Here is a 14,666-nt window from a genome sequence, read left to right as displayed (position 1 = left end):
AGTTAGCATGCCCACAGGACTGGATGTTTCAAGGAGTTTCAAACATGACATGCCGAATTATCGTCGCCGACGACCACCCGTTGTTTCGCGAAGGCATGCTGCGCACCATCCAGCGCTTGCTGCCCGATGCCGTGCTCGAAGAGGCCGGCGACCTGGCTGCGGTAATGGCCCTGGCCGAGAGCGGCGAGGAGCCGGACTCGCTGATTCTCGACCTGCGCTTTCCCGGCCTGACCTCGGTCAGCATGATTGCCGGCCTGCGCCAGCAATTGCCGCGCACCTCGATCATCGTGGTGTCGATGGTCGACAACCAGGACCTGATCGCCGAAGTCATGGCCGCCGGGGCCGACGGTTTCATCGGCAAGAGCATCAGCCCGGACGAGATCGGCCAGGCGATTCAGGCCATCCGCGAAGGCGACGTGGTGGTCAAGTACGCGCCTTCCGGCTTGCTGCTGCCCCTGGACGCCTGCGCCGAAGTAAGCCAGCTGACCACCCGGCAACAGGAAGTCCTGCGCCTGATCGCCCAGGGCAAGACCAACAAGGAAATCGCCCGAGAGCTGGATATCTCGCCGTTCACCGTGCGCATCCACGTGTCTTCCCTGCTGCATACCCTCAAGGTGCCGTCGCGCGCCGCGGCGGCGGTGAAGTTCGCCGGCACCTGGTAAACCGGGACAATCGGGGCCGCGCTATCGGGCGGCCTGCACCAGAATGCCAAGACACGGTTGGTCAGCGCGCGCCGTTAATGCTGGGAAGCCCTGCGCAAATGAGGCAGCATCGGTTCTGGCACGCCGGTATAAACGCCATGGCATTGGGCGGCACGCCAGGAACAGCGTGCTGGCGCGACCGCCCTCGCAGGAGAAAGACATCATGAGTACGGATAAGCGTGATGAGTTGTTTGAACGGTTACACCACTGGTTCGGTGACTCGGAAGCCGCCAACTGGAACGAATACACCACCGAGCAGGTGGCCAAGGGAGTCCTCCACGCCTTTACCCCGGCGCAATGGCAACGCCTCGGCGAAACCCTGCTGTCGCGCCCCGAGTACTGGCAGCACCGCTGCGCGGTGTCCCTGGGAGAGTTGCGCAGCCCGCCGGCCATCGAGCTGCTGAAACGCCTGCTGGTGGATTCGCCCTACCTGGACGTGAGGGTCATGGCGATCTATGAACTGGACTGGTCGGAAGCGGCCATCGAGCCCCGCTATGCGCCCTGCATCCTGGAAATCATGGACAACCTCAGTGAGGAAGGCATAGAGCCCGAGCTGCAAAGCCTGTTGACCAAGGCCGAGTCCGCCGCTCCCTGAGCGCGCCCCCTGGATGGCCCCTCGGCCATCCAGCTTTCAGCTCGACACCCGGGAGTTCACCAGCCAGCGCTCAAAGGCCTCGGTCGGCAACGGTCGGCTGATCAGATAGCCCTGCACCGTGTCGCAGCCCCAGCTTTCCAGCAATTTCAGGCAATGCTCATATTCCACGCCTTCGGCCACCACCTTGAGCCCCAGCTTGTGGCTCATTTCAATGGTGGAACGCACGATCACCGCATCGCCGCTGGTTTCATCCAGATTGCGGATGAACGACTGGTCGATCTTCAGTTCCTGCACCGGCAGGCGCTGCAACTGCGCCAGGGATGAATAGCCGGTACCGAAATCGTCCACCGACAGGCTGATGCCGCAGCCGCGCAAGCGTTGCAGCACGGCCAGGGCCTGCTCCGGGTCGCGCATGATGGCGCTCTCGGTGATCTCGAACACCAACTGTTCGGCTGCCACCTGATAGCCCTCAAGGTAATCGCTGACCCGTACCTCCAGGCCGTCGTCCTCCAGGTCGCTGGCCGAGATGTTCAGTGACAGGCGTACGGGCAGGGCCCGGCGGTTCCACTCCGCCAGCTGGCGGATACAGGCTTCGATGACCCAGGCGGTGAGGCTGTGCATGCTGCCGGTGCGCTCGGCCAGGGGAATGAATTCCGCCGGCGAGACCACGCCGAACACCGGGTGCTGCCAGCGCAGCAGGGCTTCGGCCTGGTGCAGGTAGTCCCGGCGCAGATCGAGCTTGGGCTGGTACAACAGGAACAGCTCACCTTCGGCGGCCGCCCGGCGCAGGTCGCGGATCAGGCTGATCTGCCGCTGGTGAGCCAGGTCTCGGTCCTGCTGGTAGACCTGCAAGTAACCGGGCTTGAGCGAAGCATCATGGCGGGCGATAGCGGCGCGGCTGATCAGTTCCTCGGCGGACTTGCCGTCGGCGGGGTACACCGCCATCCCCATGCAGATCTGCCGGCGCACCTCATCGCCCTGGATCAGTTGCGGCCGGCTGAGCAGGTCATGCAGCCGGTCAGCCATGGCCATGGCCCCGTCCAGTTCGGTGTTCTCCAGCAGCAGGAGGAATTCACTGGCGGTGATCCGGGCCGCCGTATCGCCCTGGGACAATACTTCTCGCAGGCGCCGGCTGAGCTCGCCCATCATCTGGTCCAGGCCTTCTGTGCCAAAGCCTTCGTTGATCGCCCGATAGTTGTCGATGCCCAGGTAGAGCAGCACCACATTGCGCCGGGCGGCAATGGCCTTGGTCAGGCGTTCGATGGCCAGGGCCCGGTTCGGCAGCCCGGTCAGCGGATCATGCAGAGCGTTGTGGGCCAGTTGCCGTTCGCGGGTGGCAATGGCGCTCTGCATGGCGTTGAAGGCATCTGCCAGCACCCCGAACTCGTCGCTGCGCTTGATGGTTACCGGGGCCTGATAGTTACCGGCACCGATGCGTCTTGCCGCCTGGGCCAGGTCTTCCAGGGGCCGCGATACCCGCCGCGCCATCAGCAGGGCGCAGACCAGGGAGACCACCAGCGCCACCATGGCGATCCACATGAACTCCCGGTCCAGCGGGGCAAAGGCCTGCAACTCCTGCTCCAGGGGGCTTTGCAGCAAGGCCATGACCCGCGGATCGCCGGCATCCCCGGTATTGGCCAGTTGCAAGGCCTGGTTGAGGAAACGCTGGCCATGGGTCTCGCTCAACTGCGGCAGGGATTGCCACAGGGAGTCGGCCAGGACATTGATGATGGGCGACCAGAAGAACTCCGGCTGGGTGCTGAACAGCTCGCCGGGATGCTGACCATCGACCGTCAGAAACGACACTTCCAGGTTGCTCATGGAGCGCAGTTCCTGGGCAAACAGCTCATCCATGGGAAAGCCCATCACTACCCGGGCGATGGGTAGCGACTCCAGCACTTCCCCCTGGACCAGCAGATAGGGCCGGCCCTTGATTGCGACGAAGAGCATGTGGGTGTTGTGCCGCATGGCCCGGCGCAGGGCCTGGTCGTAGGGAAAGTGCTGGTCCCGGGCGATCACCGGCAGGGTGCTGGCGATGACCCGGCCCTCGGGGCTGAGCACGAACATCTCGCTGGAACGGATGCCGCCGCTATGCTGGGCCAGGGCGGCAAGGATATCCACCGGCTTGCCGCTGAGCACCGCCCGGCGAAACTCGGAATCCACCACCAGCCAGTCGACACCGTACTGCAGGTTGCGACCGCGCAAGTCCAGCAGCCGTTCGAATACCCGGGTGCCGATCTTCAGTTGCAATTGCGCCTGGCGCTCCACCGCTTGGGTAGTGGCGGTCTTGACCGCGAAATACACCGCGGCAATCAATACCAACAGCAATAGCGCCAGCACCCCGACAATCCTTGCCTGAAAGGTTCGGCGCCACTTCATAAGGCTGCTCTCAGTCGCTCCAAGTCCCCGGCGGGCCTTGAAAAGGCCAACGCGGATAACCCCTGCCGGAAGCTGAAAAATCCCTTCTTCATACCCATCCCTCTGAGAAGCTGAATGCGCGCGTCAAATAAATGCCAGCTTCATTCCGGCATTCCGGGCAATCAGATTAATCCTCAAATTACACAAGATCACGCAATAAAACAGGTGACATCGCAGTCATTTTATTGACAACCCATGTCAAACAGCCCCTTCAAGTGAGCTTGAATCCCTTCGCAAAAACCCCCAGGCATGCAGCAAGAACAGCCTAGACCGCGGCTATGCAACGCTTCTCTGCCAGGGCAAGGGGCGATGCAGCGGCATTTCCCACCGCTTCGGAAAAACGCTGAAACCAGTCCCCCATTGAAACCCGCGGCGACCTGCCCCATCTAAGCTGCATAGTCCATCGCGCAGGAGCCTCCATGAGCGACCAGCAAGAATTTCCCGAAGATCCACGTGACTACGTCGATCCGGAAAACACCGAACACCAGGCTGCCCATGGCACCGGCCTGGCCCTGCCCGGACAGAATCTGCCGGACAAGGTCTACATCATCCCGATTCACAATCGTCCCTTCTTTCCTGCGCAAGTATTGCCGGTCATCGTCAATGAAGAGCCCTGGGCCGAAACCCTGGAACTGGTGAGCAAATCCGAGCATCACTCCCTTGCCCTGTTTTTCATGGACACCCCGCAGGAGGACCCGCGGCACTTCGATACCTCCGCGCTGCCGGAGTACGGCACCCTGGTCAAGGTCCATCACGCCAGCCGTGAAAACGGCAAGCTGCAGTTCGTTGCCCAGGGCCTGACCCGGGTGCGCATCCGCACCTGGCTCAAGCACCATCGTCCGCCCTACCTGGTGGAGGTCGAGTACCCCCATCAGCCCAGCGAGCCCACCGACGAGGTCAAGGCCTACGGCATGGCGCTGATCAATGCGATCAAGGAGTTGCTGCCGCTCAACCCGCTGTACAGCGAAGAGCTGAAGAACTACCTCAACCGCTTCAGCCCCAACGATCCGTCGCCCCTGACCGACTTCGCCGCCGCCCTGACCTCCGCCACCGGCAACGAACTGCAGGAAGTGCTGGACTGCGTACCCATGCTCAAGCGCATGGAAAAAGTCCTGCCGATGCTGCGCAAGGAAGTCGAAGTGGCGCGCCTGCAGAAAGAGATTTCCGCCGAGGTCAACCGCAAGATCGGCGAGCACCAGCGCGAGTTCTTCCTCAAGGAGCAGCTCAAGGTGATCCAGCAGGAGCTGGGGTTGACCAAGGATGACCGCAGCGCCGACCTGGAGCAGTTCGAACAGCGCCTGACTGGCAAAGTGCTGCCGCCCCAGGCGCAGAAACGCATCGACGAGGAAATGAACAAGCTGTCGATCCTGGAGACCGGCTCGCCGGAATATGCGGTTACCCGCAACTACCTGGAATGGGCCACGGCCGTGCCCTGGGGTGTCTTCGGCGACGACAAGCTCGACCTCAAGCACGCGCGCAAGGTGCTGGACAAGCACCACGCCGGGCTCGACGACATCAAGAACCGTATCCTCGAATTCCTCGCGGTGGGCGCCTACAAGGGCGAGATCAGCGGCTCCATCGTGCTGCTGGTAGGCCCACCCGGTGTCGGCAAGACCAGCGTCGGCAAATCCATCGCCGAATCCCTGGGGCGGCCGTTCTACCGCTTCAGCGTCGGCGGCATGCGTGATGAAGCCGAGATCAAGGGCCACCGCCGCACCTACATCGGCGCCCAGCCGGGCAAGCTGGTGCAGGCCCTCAAGGAAGTGGAGGTGATGAACCCGGTGATCATGCTCGACGAGATCGACAAGATGGGCCAGAGCTACCAGGGCGACCCGGCCTCGGCCCTCCTGGAGACCCTGGACCCGGAGCAGAACGTCGACTTCCTCGATCATTACCTGGACCTGCGCATGGACCTGTCCAAGGTCCTGTTCGTGTGCACCGCCAACACCCTGGATTCGATTCCCGGCCCGCTGCTGGACCGTATGGAAGTGATTCGCCTGTCCGGCTACATCACCGAAGAAAAACTGGCCATCGCCAAACGCCACCTGTGGCCCAAGCAGCTGGAAAAGGCCGGTGTCACCAAGACCAGCCTGAGCATCAGCGACAGCGCCCTGCGCACGGTGATCGATGGCTACGCCCGGGAAGCCGGGGTGCGCCAGTTGGAGAAACAACTGGGCAAGCTGGTACGCAAGGCCGTGGTCAAGCTGCTGGACGAGCCGGACGCCACGATCAAGATCGCGCCCAAGGACCTGGAGGCTTCCCTGGGCATGCCGGTGTTCCGTAACGAGCAGGTCCTGAGCGGCACCGGGGTCATCACCGGCCTGGCCTGGACCAGCATGGGCGGCGCCACCCTGCCTATCGAGGCCACGCGCATTCACACCCACAACCGCGGCTTCAAGCTCACCGGGCAACTGGGGGATGTGATGAAGGAATCGGCGGAGATCGCCTACAGCTACGTCAGCTCGCACCTCAAGCAATTCGGCGGCGACAGCAAGTTCTTCGACGAAGCCTTCGTCCACCTGCACGTTCCCGAAGGCGCCACCCCCAAGGACGGCCCCAGTGCCGGGGTGACCATGGCCAGCGCCCTGCTGTCCCTGGCGCGCAACCAGCCGCCGAAGAAAGGCGTGGCCATGACCGGCGAGCTGACCCTCACCGGCCACGTGCTGCCCATTGGCGGGGTGCGCGAGAAAGTCATCGCCGCGCGGCGCCAAAAGATCCACGAGCTGATACTGCCGGAGCCCAACCGCGGGCATTTCGAAGAACTGCCGGACTACCTCAAGGAAGGCATCACCGTGCATTTTGCCAAGCGTTTTGCCGACGTGGCCAAAGTGCTGTTCTAACCCCTTTCGCCGCAAGCCGGCTCCTGCAGGGCCCCCCCTCGCAGGAGCCGGCTTGCCGGCGAACAGGCCATAACCGCCAACCTTTATTCCCCTCCCCACACCGCCCATCATCTTCAGTTATGCTCGCCGTTCGTCATGAATGATCGGAGCTTCCTGACCCATGCCCACACCCCGCCTTCTTGCCCTGCTCAGCCTCGCCCTGCTGACCGCTTGCGCCAGCCAGCCCAAGCAGAACGTCACCGTTGAAAACCAGAGTGAATGCCCGCTGCAACTGCACAATGGGCAGAACCTGATCCTCACCCTGCCAAGCAACCCCACCACCGGTTATCGCTGGGCGATCCAGGATTCGGCCGGCGGCATCCTGCGCAAGGTCAGCCCCGAGGTCTACAGCAACCCCGAAGACACCGGCCTGGTGGGCAGTGGCGGGCAGTCGACCTGGCGTTTCCAGGCCTTCGCCAGCGGCCAGGGCCGGCTGCTGCTGACCTACCAGCAACCCTGGGCACCGGAAGAGGCCCCGGTGAAGGCCTTCGACTGCTCGATCACGGTGAACTGACATGGGCTGGCTGATACTGGCGCTGATGGGCGCCGCGACCTTCCTCTACGGCGTCAGCGTGCATGCCACCCTGCTCTGCCTGCTGGTCAAGCCACTGCCGGTGCTGGCCCTGCTGGGCTGGCTGCACGATGCACCGCCCGGGGACTACCGGCGCTGGATCATCATCGGCCTGCTGTTCTCGGTGCTGGGGGATGTCCTGCTGGCCTGGCCCACGGACCTGTTCGTGTTCGGTCTCGGAGCCTTCCTGGTGGCGCACCTGGCCTACCTCAAGGCCTACCTCAGTGACTGCCGGCGCCCGGCGCTGCTGCCCTTGCTGGTGGCACTGGCCATTGGCGCGGTGCTGTTGAGCATCCTGATCTCCCACGGCCTGGGGCCGTTGCTGGTGCCGGTGATCGTCTACGCCCTGACCATCAGCGCCATGCTCTGGCGCGCCCTGGCACGCCTCGGCTCAGCGGTGCCCACGCGGTCCGCGGTACTGGCAGCGCTGGGCGCCCTGAGCTTTGCCTTCTCCGACAGCCTGATCGGCATCAGCCGCTTCGTGCTGGCCTTCGACGCCGCGCCCTACCTGATCATCATTTTCTACTGGCTGGGCCAGTGGGGCATTGCCGCTTCGGCGTTCAGCCAGAAGCCGCGCTGAGCCGCCTGCGCCGGCAGGCCGGTCCCTACTCTCCGTAGGAGCCGGCTTGCCGGCGAAAGGACCACACCTTGCGTCGCCCTGCGCCCCTGAAGGCCCTGCGGGCCTTATCGCAGCCTGCGGCAGCGGCTACAATGCCGCCCTCTTTTTATCTCCATCGCCGGAACCGCCGTGAGCAAAGAACCCGACCGCCTTTTCGCCCAGCCACTGGCCCAGGTGCCCGACTTCGCCTTCAACGAGGATGTGGTGCGGGTGTTCCCGGACATGATCAAGCGCTCGGTGCCGGGTTACCCGACCATTGTCGAGAACCTCGGGGTGCTGGCGGCGCAGTTCGCCCAGCCCAACAGCGTGCTCTACGACCTGGGCTCTTCCCTGGGGGCAGTGACCCAGGCCCTGCGCCGCCATGTGCGCACGGATGGCTGCCGGGTCATCGCGGTGGACAACTCCGCAGCCATGGTCGAACGGTGCCGGGAATACCTCAACGGCCAGGACTCGATGTTCCAGGAGCTGCTGCCGGTGCAGGTGATCGAGGGCGATATCCTGGCCCTGGAATTCCAGCCGGCCTCGGTGGTGGCCCTGAACTTCACCCTGCAGTTCATCGCCCCCGAGCAGCGTCTGGCCCTGCTGGGGCGCATCCGCCAGTCACTGCTACCCGGTGGCGCGCTGATCCTCTCGGAGAAGCTGCGCTTCAACGATGGCCAGGAACACGCCCTGCTCACCGACCTGCACATCGCCTTCAAGCGCGCCAACGGCTACAGCGAACTGGAAATCGCCCAGAAGCGCAGTGCCATCGAAAACGTCATGAAGCCCGACAGCCTCGAAGAACACCGCGAACGCCTGCTGGCTGCCGGGTTCTCGAAAGTCGTGCCGTGGTTCCAATGCCTTAACTTTGCCTCGTTGATTGCCCTGCCATGATTGATCTGTCCCCCCTCGCTCGCCGTCTGGCGGGTACGCCCCTGGCCACCTGGGCCAATGGGCTGCAAGCCCAGCTCGACGCCAAGATGGAAAAAGGCCATGGCGACCTGGAGCGCTGGCAAAGCGCCCTGGATGCATTGCCGAAGATCCAGCCCAGCGAAATCGACCTGATCAATGGCCTGCGCCTGGACACCGACTGCGACAACGCCACTCGGGCGCAGATGCGCACCGCACTGATGGGCCTGTCGCCGTGGCGCAAGGGCCCGTTCGACCTGTTCGGCGTGCACGTGGACACCGAATGGCGTTCGGACTGGAAGTGGTCGCGGGTCGCTCCGCACCTGGACCTTGAGGGCAAGCGCATCCTCGATGTCGGCTGCGGCAATGGCTACTACATGTGGCGTATGCTTGGCGCCGGCGCCCACAGCGTGATCGGCGTCGACCCCAACTGGCTGTTCTTCTGCCAGTTTCAGGCGGTGCAGCGTTACTTGTCGGAGCCTTCGGTGTGGCACCTGCCCTTCCCCTTCGAAGACCTGCCGGCCAACCTGGAAGGCTTCGACACGGTGTTCTCCATGGGGGTGTTCTACCACCGCCGTTCGCCCATCGAGCACCTGCTGGCGCTCAAGGACTGCCTGGTCAAGGGCGGTGAACTGGTGTTGGAAACCCTGGTGGTGGAAGGCGACCAGCATCAGGTGCTGGTACCGGAAGATCGCTACGCGCAGATGCGCAACGTATGGTTCCTGCCGTCCGTACCGGCCCTGGAACTGTGGCTGCGACGGGCCGGTTTCAGCGATGTGCGTTGCGTGGATGTGAGCGTGACCAGCATCGAGGAACAGCGCGGCACCGAGTGGATGAAGTATCAGTCCCTGAGCGACTTCCTGGACCCCAACGATCACAGCAAGACCATCGAGGGCCTGCCGGCGCCGATGCGTGCGGTGATAGTTGCCAAGAAATAACGCCGCCTTCCCCCCCGTAGGAGCTGGCCGGGCGGCGTTCCGCTTGCCAGCGAAGGCGCCCGCCAGAGCGGCGCAAGGCTCAAGGGCCTCTTCGCCGGCAAGCCGGCTCCTACGGTTTTGTGTAGGCCGCGAACCGGTTTGCGATCAGCGCGCTCGACGCGCCTTGAAGAATTCGCTCAGCACCGTGCCGCACTCCTCGGCCAGCACCCCGCCCTCGTACAGCACTCGATGGTTGAGAAACCCCTGGGTAAAGAACTGCCCCTGGCTCTGCACAATGCCGGCCTTGGGTTCCAGTGCGCCGTACACCACCCGGGCAATGCGCGAATGGACGATCAGCCCGGCGCACATGCTGCAAGGTTCAAGGGTCACGTACAGAGTGCTACCGGGCAGGCGATAGTTGCTCACCGCCTGGGCCGCTTCGCGGATCGCCACCATCTCGGCGTGGGCGCTGGGATCGCTGCCGCTGATGGGGCAGTTGTAGCCACGGCCGATGACCTGCCCATCCAGCACCAGCACCGCGCCAACCGGCACCTCGCCCAGGGCAGCGCCCTGCGCGGCCAGGGCCAGGGCTTCACGCATGAAGTCCTGGTCGCGGCTGCGGTCGATGATCGGCGCCGGGCGTATCTGGCGCATCACACCACCTCGATGGCGGCCATAAGGCCGGTTTCCATGTGGTCGATCACGTGGCAGTGGAACATCCAGACCCCCGGGTTATCCGCCACCAGGGCGACCCGGGCGCGCTCGTTCTTGCCCAACAGGTAGGTGTCGGTGAAGTAGGGGGTGATCTTCTTGCGGTTCGAGGCAATGACCTTGAAGCTCATGCCGTGCAAGTGGATCGGGTGCTGGTACTGGGTCATGTTCTTCAATTCGAAAATGTAGCTCTTGCCCTTTTTCAGGGTGGCAATCGGGCGGTCGGCGCAGGTCTTGTCGGTGATGTCCCAGGCCTGGCCGTTGATCTGCCACAGGCTGGGCGGCTTGCCATTGTCCACGTTCACCGAGACCGAGCCAACCCATTCGAAATTGAAGTTGAGCTTCTCGGCGTTGTCGAGATCCGGCTCGGCCACGGGGTTGGCCGGCAAGGCAGCGGGCCACTGGGTGGGCGCGTCGTTGTTGGCCACCGAGCGCAAAGTGCCCAGGCGCACCGGTCCGTTGCGCAGGGACAACTCCACACCGGCCGCCGGCGCCTTGATCGCCAGGCAGATGCGCATGCCCGGGCCCAGCCAGTATTCCTTGCCCAAGGGGCGCGGTTCGATGGGGTTGCCGTCCAGGGCGTAGATCTGCGCTTCGACATCCGGGATGTTGATGCGGTAGGTCAGGGTGTTGTCCAGGTTGAGCAGGCGCACCCGGGTGATCTGCCCGGCCGGCAGGTCGATCACTGCCTGGGACACACCGTTGATGGTGGACAGGCGCCCGGCCGTACCACCGCGCGCCGCCTCCCGAGGGATGCTGAAGGGCATGAACGCGCCCTCTTCATCCACGTGCCAGCTTTTCAGGCTCAGGGTGCGCTCGTACTTGAAGCCGGTGGGTTCGCGTTCTTCGATGATCAGCGGGCCCACCAGGCCGCGACCCAGTTCTTCGCTGCTGTTCACATGGGGGTGATACCAGTAGCTGCCGGCATCCGGCACGCGGAACTTGTAGTCGAAGTATTCGCCGGGCAGCACCGGCAGTTGCGAGACGTAAGGCACGCCGTCCATTTCCAGGGGCAGGCGGATGCCGTGCCAGTGGATGGTGGTGGCCACCGGCAGGTGGTTGATGAAGCGTACCCGCAGCCACTCGCCCTGACGTACCCGCAGTTCGGTGCCCGGTGCCGATGGTCCGAAGGCCCAGGCCTCGGTCTTGTGCCCAGGCACCAGCTCCACGTCCAGTGGCGCGGCGATCAGCTCGTAATCGTGCCCCGCCTCAGCGTCAGCCATCTTTCCCAGCCAATAACGCGATGCGCCGCCCACCCCCACACCCACCACTACCAGACCGGCCAGACCACCGAGTATTTGTCGACGGGTAAAGGACATGGACTCAACTACCTCACGTATCAGCCGCGGGCCCAGGCCCGCAAAAGGCGAATACGATACACCCGCAGTTGAGAAACAGTAAGGCCGGCGCGGCGACGGGACGCAGGCGATACGGGGAAACGATGGGTGTTTTCGAGAGTCTGCTCGCTGGCAAGCCCGTTGCTCTTGTAGGAGCCGGCTGGCCGGCGAACAGGCCCCTCAGCCCTGCAACCCCAACAGCAGGTGCACCACGCCACCGGCCAGGGGCATCACCGCCGGTACCCCCGCCACGCGCAGGGCGCTGCTGTCCAGCAGTTGCGGATCATGCAGCTCAAGGCGCAGACGGGTCAGGGCCAGGGGTTGCTGGCTCTTGATGTTGGCGCTGCCACCCAGCGCCGTCAGCATTGCGTCATTCAGAACATTGCCGTTGGCCCTGGGGGCCTTCGGCTGATCAGGGATCAGATCCGGGGTCAGGGCTTTCCAGAACGCGCGTTGCAATTTCTCGAACATTTTCAGTTCTCCAGAACCAGTGAATCGGCTGCGACTTGCTGCTTGTGCAGGTATTCACGTACCTGAACCGCGTCCTCCAGATCGATGATCCGAGCTGCCAGCGCCTGGCATTCGCTCAGATCCAGCTCGCGTACCCGAGCCTTGATGGCCGGAATCAACGGCACGCTCACCGACAGTTCGTCCACCCCCAGGCCCAGCAACAGCGGCACTGCCAGGGTTTCGGACGCCAGTGCACCACAGACTCCGACCCACTTGCCGTGGGCATGGGCGGCCTGCACCGTTCGCGCGATCAGGCGCAGCACCGACGGGTGGAAGCTGTCGGCCTGACTGGCCAGGCGCGGATGATCACGGTCCATGGCCAGGGTGTACTGGGTCAGGTCGTTGGTGCCGATGGAGAAGAAATCCACCTCCGGAGCAAAGCGATCTGCCATCAGGGCCGCAGAAGGCACCTCGATCATGATGCCCAACTTGGGCCTTTCCGCCAGGCCCAGGGCCCGAACCTCGTCATCCAGTAGCTGCCGCGCCTGACGCAGCTCCGCCAGCTGGCTGACCATGGGCAACATGATGTGCAGGCGTGCCTGCCCGGCGCTGGCGAGAATCGCCCGGAACTGCTCCCGCAGCAGTTCGGGACGCTCCAGGCACAGGCGGATGCCCCGCAGGCCGAGAAAGGGGTTGGCTTCACTGTCCATGGGCACATAGGCCAGGGGCTTGTCGCCGCCCACGTCCAGGGTGCGTACCACCAGATTGCGCTCAGGGCCCAGGGCCTGGGCGATGGCCCGATAGGTTTCGGCCTGCTCCTCCAGGCTGGGGGCGTGGCTGCGGTCCTGGTAGAGGAACTCCGAACGCAACAGGCCGACGCCCTCGCCTCCCAGGCTCATGGCCTGCTCGGCCTCCGCCAGAGAGGCAATGTTGGCCGTGACCTCCAGATGATGACCATCGCGGGTCACCGCCGGTTGCGCCGCCTGGGCCAGGTCCTGACGCTGGCGCAGGCGTTGCTGCTGACGCAGGGCCTCCAGTTGCTGCAAGCGTTGCGGGTCAGGGTCCGTATGCAGTTCTCCGCGATCGGCATCCAGCAGCACCCGGGTGCCGTTGGCCAGGGACAGGACCCGGGGCGACAGCCCACAGATCGCCGGCAGGCCCAGGGCTCGGGCGAGAATCGCCACGTGGCTGGTGGCGCCGCCGCCGACGGTGGCAAACCCCAGCACCTTGGCCGTGTCCAGGCTGGCGGTCTGCGAGGGGGTCAGTTGCTCGGCAATCAGAATGGCCTGGTCCGGCAAGCTCACGGCATGCTCTTGCACCCCGAGAATCAGCTTGAGCACCCGTTGGCCGACGTCCGCCAGATCCACCGCGCGTTCAGCCAGCAGCGTGCTGCCCAGGCCCTTGAACAGCTCGGCGGTAACCTCGATGGCACTGTTCCAGGCAAAGGCGGCGCTCTTGCCGGTGACGATCAGGGCTTCGGTTTGCTGCAACAGGCTCGGGTCGTCGAGGAGTTCCTGGTGGGCGCGGAAGATTTCCTGCTGTGCTTCACCCGGGGCATTGTCCCGCAGCTGTTGCAGGCCCCGCACCGCCTCTCGCAAGGCCTGCTCAAGGACTTCGCGCTCCTGCTGCGGGTTCACCGCCCACTCGCTTATCTGCAAGCGCTGCTCAGCTACATGGACCACCTGGCCGACCGCCGAACCCGGTGACGCACAGACACCCCGCAGAACCGTCTCCAACGACTCATCCCGCGCCGCTACTGGCTCAGGACTCGGCGCCGCAGCACTGACGTTCTCGCCACAACCCGAGGCCAGCAGCTCCACCAGAACCTGGATCGCCTGCTCGGCATCCGCACCCGCAGCACTGACCTGCAAGACATCGCCCTGCACCGTCTGCAACGCCATGATCGACACCAGGGACTTGGCATTGGCCGAGTCCTGGCGCCGGTGCAGGCAGATATTCGCGGCAAAGCCCTTGGCGGCCTGGGCCAGCAACGCCGCCGGACGTGCGTGCAGCCCCTGTGGGTTGCCCAGGATCAGCGGTTTGGAAAACAGCGCCTCTGCTTCAGCGCCCTCGACCTTGGCCCCCTCCTCTGCGCAGGCGGGCTCGATCTGCAACACCGGCTGTCCCAGCTCCACCAGCAGGCTGCCGGACACCAGCCCCGTCACCGCCTCGCCACTGACCACCAGCATCAGGGTCAACAGGCTGCGCGCGTGCCGGGCCAGATAATCAGCATCGAACTCGATCAGCGGCTGGCCTGCCGAGACCTGCTGACCCTCCTCGACCAGACAGGTGAAGCCCTTGCCCGCGAGGTTCACCGTATCCAGCCCGATGTGCATCAGCACCTGCTGGCCCTGTTCACCAGTGATGCTCACCGCATGGCCGCTGCGCTGCAGGTTGCTGATCACCCCGGACAGAGGTGCGCAGAGGGTCTGGGAAGTCGGGTCGATGCACACGCCGTCGCCGATCACCCGGCTGGAAAACACCGGGTCCGGAACCTGGTCCAGGGGCAGCAGCACCCCGGACAGGGGCGCGAGCAATTGCAAGGGTTGGGTTATGGCCATGACGTCACCTGCTAATGAT

At 64.3% G+C, this 14,666-nt stretch carries 12 protein-coding genes; 7 read left to right on the top strand and 5 right to left on the bottom strand.

All coding sequences use genetic code 11. The features are described from left to right. Window positions 1-44 precede the first annotated feature (44 nt). Complete coding sequence (locus tag ACUXVH_RS13070) at window positions 45-662, top strand: LuxR C-terminal-related transcriptional regulator (RefSeq protein ID WP_015636859.1); 618 nt, start codon at window positions 45-47, stop codon at window positions 660-662. Between the two features lie 202 nt (window positions 663-864). Further along, a complete protein-coding gene (locus ACUXVH_RS13065; protein ID WP_011063174.1) occupies window positions 865-1,296 on the top strand; it encodes a hypothetical protein in 432 nt (143 codons plus the stop codon). Between the two features lie 36 nt (window positions 1,297-1,332). Here the strand turns inward: ACUXVH_RS13065 and ACUXVH_RS13060 are convergent, their stop codons facing one another. Further along, the gene (locus ACUXVH_RS13060) at window positions 1,333-3,675 is read right to left on the bottom strand and encodes a putative bifunctional diguanylate cyclase/phosphodiesterase (protein ID WP_445495032.1); all 2,343 of its coding nucleotides are present in this window, start codon (window positions 3,673-3,675) and stop codon (window positions 1,333-1,335) included. Between the two features lie 458 nt (window positions 3,676-4,133). On the opposite strand from ACUXVH_RS13060, the gene lon reads away from it, so the two are divergent. The 5 genes from lon to cmoB all read left to right on the top strand — a co-directional run bounded on the left by lon (window position 4,134) and on the right by cmoB (window position 9,609). Beyond that, on the top strand, window positions 4,134-6,554 hold the full coding sequence (lon, locus tag ACUXVH_RS13055) for an endopeptidase La (RefSeq protein WP_065365263.1): 2,421 nt from the start codon (window positions 4,134-4,136) through the stop codon (window positions 6,552-6,554). Window positions 6,555-6,714: 160 nt separating this feature from the next. Next, window positions 6,715-7,107, top strand: coding sequence for a protease inhibitor I42 family protein (locus ACUXVH_RS13050; RefSeq protein ID WP_011063177.1), 393 nt, complete (start codon window positions 6,715-6,717; stop codon window positions 7,105-7,107). 1 nt (window position 7,108) lies between these two features. Further along, window positions 7,109-7,744, top strand: a complete 636-nt coding sequence (locus ACUXVH_RS13045) for a lysoplasmalogenase (RefSeq protein ID WP_011063178.1) — start codon at window positions 7,109-7,111, stop codon at window positions 7,742-7,744. 168 nt (window positions 7,745-7,912) lie between these two features. After that, window positions 7,913-8,656: a carboxy-S-adenosyl-L-methionine synthase CmoA gene (cmoA, locus tag ACUXVH_RS13040; RefSeq protein ID WP_019093109.1), complete on the top strand. Its 744-nt coding sequence runs from the start codon at window positions 7,913-7,915 to the stop codon at window positions 8,654-8,656. Further along, window positions 8,653-9,609, top strand: coding sequence for a tRNA 5-methoxyuridine(34)/uridine 5-oxyacetic acid(34) synthase CmoB (gene cmoB, locus ACUXVH_RS13035; RefSeq protein WP_065365262.1), 957 nt, complete (start codon window positions 8,653-8,655; stop codon window positions 9,607-9,609). Before cmoA ends, cmoB begins: the two co-directional genes overlap by 4 nt. Before the next feature lie 144 nt (window positions 9,610-9,753). Here the strand turns inward: cmoB and tadA are convergent, their stop codons facing one another. From tadA to ptsP, 4 genes are all read right to left on the bottom strand, one after another. Beyond that, complete coding sequence (gene tadA / locus ACUXVH_RS13030) at window positions 9,754-10,242, bottom strand: tRNA adenosine(34) deaminase TadA (RefSeq protein WP_011063181.1); 489 nt, start codon at window positions 10,240-10,242, stop codon at window positions 9,754-9,756. Beyond that, the gene (locus ACUXVH_RS13025) at window positions 10,242-11,618 is read right to left on the bottom strand and encodes a multicopper oxidase family protein (RefSeq protein ID WP_065365261.1); all 1,377 of its coding nucleotides are present in this window, start codon (window positions 11,616-11,618) and stop codon (window positions 10,242-10,244) included. The genes tadA and ACUXVH_RS13025 overlap by 1 nt, the downstream gene beginning before the upstream one ends. A 198-nt stretch (window positions 11,619-11,816) precedes the next feature. Beyond that, entirely contained in the window at window positions 11,817-12,107 is a 291-nt protein-coding gene (locus ACUXVH_RS13020; RefSeq protein ID WP_065365260.1) for a PTS transporter subunit EIIB, read from the bottom strand. A gap of 2 nt (window positions 12,108-12,109) precedes the next feature. Then, complete coding sequence (gene ptsP, locus ACUXVH_RS13015) at window positions 12,110-14,647, bottom strand: phosphoenolpyruvate--protein phosphotransferase (protein WP_123397313.1); 2,538 nt, start codon at window positions 14,645-14,647, stop codon at window positions 12,110-12,112. Between the last annotated feature and the right edge of the window lie 19 nt (window positions 14,648-14,666).

This window comes from Pseudomonas sp. 8(2025), assembly GCF_052665325.1.
The sequence above is the reverse complement of the archived record's forward strand: the minus strand, read 5'-3'. Positions and strand labels throughout refer to the sequence as shown.

Bases quoted from the DNA above. Each gene is read 5' to 3' on its own strand.
- ACUXVH_RS13070 (WP_015636859.1), top strand. From the start codon at position 45: ATGACATGCCGAATTATCGTCGCCGACGACCACCCGTTGTTTCGCGAA.
- ACUXVH_RS13065 (WP_011063174.1), top strand. From the start codon at position 865: ATGAGTACGGATAAGCGTGATGAGTTGTTTGAACGGTTACACCACTGG.
- ACUXVH_RS13060 (WP_445495032.1), bottom strand. From the start codon at position 3,675: ATGAAGTGGCGCCGAACCTTTCAGGCAAGGATTGTCGGGGTGCTGGCG.
- lon (WP_065365263.1), top strand. From the start codon at position 4,134: ATGAGCGACCAGCAAGAATTTCCCGAAGATCCACGTGACTACGTCGAT.
- ACUXVH_RS13050 (WP_011063177.1), top strand. From the start codon at position 6,715: ATGCCCACACCCCGCCTTCTTGCCCTGCTCAGCCTCGCCCTGCTGACC.
- ACUXVH_RS13045 (WP_011063178.1), top strand. From the start codon at position 7,109: ATGGGCTGGCTGATACTGGCGCTGATGGGCGCCGCGACCTTCCTCTAC.
- cmoB (WP_065365262.1), top strand. From the start codon at position 8,653: ATGATTGATCTGTCCCCCCTCGCTCGCCGTCTGGCGGGTACGCCCCTG.
- tadA (WP_011063181.1), bottom strand. From the start codon at position 10,242: ATGCGCCAGATACGCCCGGCGCCGATCATCGACCGCAGCCGCGACCAG.
- ACUXVH_RS13025 (WP_065365261.1), bottom strand. From the start codon at position 11,618: ATGTCCTTTACCCGTCGACAAATACTCGGTGGTCTGGCCGGTCTGGTA.
- ACUXVH_RS13020 (WP_065365260.1), bottom strand. From the start codon at position 12,107: ATGTTCGAGAAATTGCAACGCGCGTTCTGGAAAGCCCTGACCCCGGAT.
- ptsP (WP_123397313.1), bottom strand. From the start codon at position 14,647: ATGGCCATAACCCAACCCTTGCAATTGCTCGCGCCCCTGTCCGGGGTG.